The following is a 6381-nucleotide window of genomic DNA, read 5'->3' as shown; positions in this document are numbered from 1 at the left end:
GAACAATTACATCACACTTGCTTACAAAATCGACCAGTTCCGCTTCGTCTTCGAAAAAAGATTTCTGGTATTCAATACGCTCAAATTCATCAGGAAACAGGCCCAAAGTGTTATAAAGATGTTTACCGACAAAGCCATCTTGTCCAGTAACTCCAATTTTCAATTTCATGAATTATTTTCTTTATGTCCAAAAAAATCTGCAGGGTATAGATAATCATCCAATTTTGCATTTTCAATTCCATAATCACCAAATACGATCAATTTGGAGTTCTTTTGAATGGCCTGGATTGAACTCCCATAACCGGCAGGAATGTGCAATACTTGGATATTTTCAGCGATCAGGGTAAACTCTTCAACAGAGAGGTTTCTATCTGGCATCTCCCAATTATCAATTTTAACCAAACGGATAATAAATCCTCCGTCTAATACATGAAACCAGCGTTGCTCAACTTTGTGTGCTCTCCATGCTCTAACAACACCAGTCTCAGGATGAAAGATAACGTATGACCTTTTTACTTCAGTCATATCAAAATCATTCATAAAGCTTACCTTTCCACGATGGTCCGTATGACTACCTCCCTTTATGATTTTTGGTTGTTGTACCATTTAACCTGGATATTGAACTGCACTTAAGTCACCTAGGACTTCCCTTTTAATGTAAGGTTGTTTAGATAAAAGCTTCTTCATCCCTTCTACACCTAATTGTTCTGTATTGTGGGAATGATAATCTTCAATTTTCGACAAATCAGTCTCACCCTCCGAAAAATATTGGTTATAATTCAAATTGCGATTATCTGCTGGAACACGATAAAAGTCACCCATATCTTCTGCCTTCTGCATCTCTTCACGAGTACATAAAGTCTCATACAATTTTTCACCATGACGAGTTCCAATAACCTTAACCTCATTATCAGCATTACATAGCTCTTTTAAAGCAACAGCCAAATCTCCGATAGTTCCTGCAGGCGCTTTATTAACGAATAAATCACCCTGATTACCGTGCTCAAAAGCAAATAGAACCAATTCTACTGCTTCTTCTAATGACATTAAAAATCTTGTCATATTGGGATCTGTAATGGTTATTGGATTACCCTCTTTTATTTGCTTTAGAAACAAGGGAATAACAGAACCTCTAGAGGCCATAACATTGCCATATCGAGTAAGGCAAACAGTGGTATCTCCAACAATATTCCTTGAGGCAGCAATAGCTACTTTTTCCATTAATGCTTTAGAAATACCCATAGCATTAATTGGATAAGCAGCTTTATCTGTACTCAAACAAATCACCTTATTCACTTTATTATTTACAGCAGCATCTATTACATTTTGTGTCCCAAACACATTTGTCTTTGTAGCCTCAATAGGAAAAAATTCACAAGAAGGAACTTGTTTTAATGCTGCGGCATGAAAAACATAATCAACTCCACGCATCGCACGCTCTACGCTGTTATAATCTCTAACATCTCCAATGTAGAATTTCAGCTTTTCATTTTTAAGTTGATTTCGCATATCGTCCTGTTTCTTTTCGTCACGAGAAAAAATACGGATTTCTTTAAAATGATCGGTATCAAGAAATCTGTTAAGGACAGCATTTCCAAATGATCCGGTACCGCCGGTAATTAAAAGTATTTTTTGTTTCATATAAATTTCAAATGCATTTTCTTAATATAATATATCATGACCCTAAGTATGATAGTTTTCAACAAGAACTTTAATCTTTTTTCAGTTATGCTCAATTACAGAGCATATGATAATTGTACCCGCATTCTTTAGATGTTTTAGTAAGCATTTTTTTATGGAGTTCTATTTCTTCTATCGTTTGAAAACGATCTTTTATCTTTCTCACTGGTACACCACCATAAATAGTAAATGGCTCCAAATCTTTAGTTACAACAGATCCTGACGCAACAATTGCACCATCACCTATATTAACGCCTGTCATTATAACTGAAAAAGCACCAATCCATACATCTTTTCCTATTATAGTCTCTTTAATTACCCCTCTTCCTGAAAATATTATTGGAGTCCCAGCGCCCTTATAATTGTGGTCTCCACCAATAATACTTACATTATTTGCCAACATTGAATAAGATCCAATGAAAACTTTTGGATAAATTAAAGCATGAGGTCCAATATAAGTATATTCTTCAGCACGCAAATCAGAGGATATAGATGAACGCCCTACCATATAAAAAGTTTTATGGACAAATTTCAAATTATATTTTCTTCTTAAGATATTCATCCTTAGTTCTCTGTAAACTCTTCTAATTACCGTTTTTATTCCCATGTGTCGTTAATACTAATCGCTTATTCAATATTGGAAATGAAATCCTGCCTATGCCAATGATGGAGTATCTAATAAGCGTTCCCACCATCAATACAATTATAATACTTCTTAAATATGTCTAAATTATATTGATCAACGTTTCTCACGCTTTTATATTCGTTTGCAAGCCCACCAAATTTAGCTCTGGTTTGGTAAAAGTATGATTGACTATCCCACCAAATTACACCACTAACTTTTTTACCTTGATAATTAGAATTCAATATCGTGCTTACATAGTTTTTAAACGTATTTAAAGGCACTAATTGCAAAGCAATCTCTTTGTTACCAGAATTTATTCTTTGCCAAATAAAAGGATAAACCTCTTTATTTAACGTTTTCGCGATTTGAAGCGTTTCTTGAAGATTTGTTGCAAGATGATCTCCTCGTCCTCTTTCAACTTTCGGTGCCACAAGACTATAAACCTGCGGATCAGAATTATATATATATAGCGAAGGAGCTAAAACATCAACTATTTTGAAAAGTGGAGTTAAACTTCTATTCGCTGAAGTCCATTTTGAACTTGGAGCATCAAAGGTTCTTATTGGCATTCCATAAAAACCCCATTTTACATTTGGCCTCATTTTCTTGGCAATCGCAATTGTCTTGATAAATTCATTTACCATACGTTGATGTTCAACCGGGTCGTCGTTGTTAGTAAATACCTCATTAGCATGAACTTCCCAATCAACAATCCCGACGCCAGTAGCATTTGCATCAGGTATCTTTTCATTTATTCTTTTTGTAAAAAGATCTGAATTCAAATTTCTACCATCACCCGGAGCAACATCTACTTGATAGAAGATTATTGCACTCTTAATGTTATTAGCTTTAATATACTGCTGTTGCATACTGTTAAGTCCAGTAATACCAACATATACCTTCGAAGCTTGACCAAATACAGAATTCAAGCCAAAAAAAACCAATACTATACAGAGATTGGAAATTTTATTTATAGTTTTCATAAATTATAGTTTGAATAAACAACAATTAAGAGAACGAATTCTTTGAAAAGAGAATTGCTTGGTAAATCGAATCTGCCATTTGACCCGGAGTTCGAGATTCAGTGTAAAAGTCCAACGCATTTTTACACATTTCTACCGTTTCTGAACGATTTTCAACTATCCATCGAAGTTTAACAAGAAGTTCATCTTCCCCACCCTCATATATAATACCATTCTTCTTATCGGTAATACTAAAAATTTCACCCCCGGTAATTGCTTCCTTTTCAGTGACAAAAATCGTGCCGTTGCCCATTGTAGTTAATACTGAAAGTCCTGCCTGGTTTGGAGAGATGCAAGCTATAGCATTTTTGTAAATTTCACTTAATTTTTGAGGATTATAAATACTACCATGCATAACAATTTTATCATGTAAGTTATTTGAATTGATAAACTCGCGTATTTTTGGTGCTTCTGGGCCATCCCCAATAATTTCAAGGCAAGGGTAGTTATCTTTAAATTTAGATAATTTTAAATAAGCGGCTAGCAAAACATCTATTCCCTTTTGGGCGTACAAAGTCCCTACAAAGAGGAAGTTTCTTTTTCTGACATAATCGATCTCCCCAGTATAATCCACCTCCGTAGTATTATTTGCTATAAATAATTTGTCCTTATTTATTCCACCTTGAATATATTTTTTTATAGGATATGAACTATAAAATATCAAAGATTCCGCCCTTTTTGCAAAGAAAAATCTCAACTTGTCCCACCTACTGTCTGAATCGAATTTGTTTTCGTACGATGCTCTAACACCTATGCCCCAGTAACTAATCGAATATTTACGAAATGGATTTAAACATAATAACATCACAGAGATCCATCTAACATTAAAAAGGCCAACAATGACATCATATTTCGAACAAATATTAAATAAATTATTGCGATGAAATTCAAATGGCCCCACTGCCTTCACAGGAAGATAAACTGTTTTAAACGAATATTTTTTATCTAAAAAACTGGGATCACTATACGCCACAGTTAGATCTATCTTTTCATTCAGCAGTTCGAAGATCTTTATTCTATAAGGCCATACCTTATTGTAAATTAAGAGTACTTTAGTTTTCATTTTTAAAAAGCTTAATTAAGGCATCAACTATTCTCTCGGAAGTTTTCCCATCCCAAAGTGGTATTTCCTTTCCTTTTTTCCATTCGTTTGAAAATAGCTTATTCATAGCTTTCTTGATTGCCTTAGGATCCGTACCTATCAGTTCATTAGTTCCTAAAGTAATTGTTTCTGGACGTTCAGTGTTATCTCTCAGTGTTATACAAGGAATTCCCATAAATGAAGTTTCTTCCGTTATTCCTCCAGAATCTGTAATAACAGCTTTGGCTCTTTCTACAAGATAATTAAATTCTAAATATCCTAACGGTTCAATAATATGCAAGCGTGGATCAGATATACCAAGACCGGCCAAGATTTTGGCTGTTCTCGGATGAATTGGAAAGATTAAATCTAAATTTTGAGATGAATCAAGAATTTCCCTCATTAAATTTTTTAAATTATCCTCCTCATCAACATTTGCTGGTCTATGGAGCGTCATTACGATATAATTTTCCTTAGTTAGTCCCAATCTATCCCAGATTTCCGGCTTAATGAAATTAGCCCTTTGAGAAATCAAGGTATCAATCATTGTGTTTCCAACAAAAAAGATCCTCTCGTTTTCGATCCCAGAACTTCTTAAATTAGCATTGGCCACCTCTGAGGTAGTAAAAAAGTAATTTGTAATACTATCAGTAACCAATCGATTTATCTCTTCTGGCATGGACCAGTCGCCGGATCGAATACCTGCTTCTACATGAGCAACTTTTACATGAAGTTTCTGTGCTACAATAGCACATGCCATAGTCGAAGTAACATCACCTACGACAAGAACTAAATCTGCCGGGTTCTCTTGAAGTTCCTTTTCAAATCGGATCATTATAGCAGCGGTTTGTTCTGACTGAGAACCGCCACCAGCCTCCAAATTAAAGTTAGGTTCTGGTATACCCAACTGAATAAAAAAATCACCCGACATTTTTTTATCGTAGTGTTGTCCAGTATGTATTAGTCTGAAATTAATATCCAGGCCTTCTACCTTCTTCTTTCTCTCAATTACAGCAATAATGGGAGCAATTTTCATGAAATTTGGTCTAGCACCCGCAACAATTGTTATTCTCATGTTTTCGTTCTTAAAATATTAATAAGCCCTATAATACGATTCTCTCCTTTGATCATATTCCTCGTCAAAAATTGAATAGTAAGGGAAGTATTTAACGTAATTTGGAGAGCCATTTTCATTCTCTGTGAAGTATATTCTAGATTTAACTATTAAAAAAGACAATACGCAAATCATATAGACCATATTTCTCACTTTACCATTGGCAGGTCGAATTGAAATAAAATCGAATAGCCTAACAAAGGTTAATAATGTAAATAAGAGGAGATAATTATTAAATCTATAGAATATTGGTATAGCCAAAGAAATTAAGTATAGGAATAGAGCGATTAGTACTATACCATCGTAGTAGGTGTTAGTTCTATTCTTCAAACTGATATATAGCATCCATAGGGGTAAAATCACGCTAATAAAGATATTCGAAATCATCGAAGCAGAAAACCCTACATCCGAATTGTCGAGATTGAAATAATATGTTGTCTTATTCGCGATATCCTCACTAAATAATGATAATGCAGCAATTTGGTCTTTGAGGGTGGTTGCCAGAAGAAATACGATTGGAATTGAAATCAGGAACGAGATGACTATTATCTTATTAATTTTTATATTTCGAACCAGCGGCAAAAGAAAAACAATCACCGAAGATTCATGAAATAATAATGCAACAATTCCAAGAGCGTAATATTGCTTCCAAGATTTCTTTTGATAAAAAGGAATACTCAACAAGAAGATACTTATCGCTATAGATTCTCTCAATACTTCAAAATTCAAATTAGGATATAGTATAACGAAGTAAATAAGGACAGCAGAAAAATAAAATTTAGTTGATTTTTTTAAAAATGATAGAATTACAGTATTAATGAATATGGCATGTAAAACTTGTACAAGGTAAAAGCTAGAG

7 protein-coding genes are annotated in these 6381 nt (G+C 34.1%); all 7 read right to left on the bottom strand.

Annotated elements, in window-relative coordinates:
- Positions 1–165: 165 nt before the first annotated feature.
- Positions 166–606, bottom strand: coding sequence for a WxcM-like domain-containing protein (locus VNZ46_RS25460; protein WP_325563858.1), 441 nt, complete (start codon positions 604–606; stop codon positions 166–168).
- Positions 607–1641: a polysaccharide biosynthesis protein gene (locus VNZ46_RS25455; protein ID WP_325563856.1), complete on the bottom strand. Its 1035-nt coding sequence runs from the start codon at positions 1639–1641 to the stop codon at positions 607–609.
- Between the two features lie 91 nt (positions 1642–1732).
- Positions 1733–2287: an acyltransferase gene (locus VNZ46_RS25450; protein WP_325563854.1), complete on the bottom strand. Its 555-nt coding sequence runs from the start codon at positions 2285–2287 to the stop codon at positions 1733–1735.
- Positions 2288–2355: 68 nt separating this feature from the next.
- Entirely contained in the window at positions 2356–3288 is a 933-nt protein-coding gene (locus tag VNZ46_RS25445; protein ID WP_325563852.1) for a hypothetical protein, read from the bottom strand.
- A gap of 25 nt (positions 3289–3313) precedes the next feature.
- Positions 3314–4390 (bottom strand): glycosyltransferase, encoded by a 1077-nt coding sequence (locus tag VNZ46_RS25440; RefSeq protein ID WP_325563850.1) that lies wholly within the window; start codon positions 4388–4390, stop codon positions 3314–3316.
- Positions 4380–5483, bottom strand: coding sequence for a non-hydrolyzing UDP-N-acetylglucosamine 2-epimerase (wecB, locus tag VNZ46_RS25435; RefSeq protein ID WP_325563848.1), 1104 nt, complete (start codon positions 5481–5483; stop codon positions 4380–4382). The genes VNZ46_RS25440 and wecB overlap by 11 nt, the downstream gene beginning before the upstream one ends.
- Positions 5484–5501: 18 nt before the next feature.
- On the bottom strand, positions 5502–6381 hold an 880-nt coding region (locus tag VNZ46_RS29450; protein WP_414693534.1), incomplete at its 5' end, for an EpsG family protein.

It is taken from the genome of Pedobacter sp. (assembly GCF_035566355.1).
In the GTDB taxonomy this organism is placed as follows: domain Bacteria; phylum Bacteroidota; class Bacteroidia; order Sphingobacteriales; family Sphingobacteriaceae; genus Pedobacter.
This window is presented reverse-complemented; position numbering and strand designations above follow the sequence as displayed.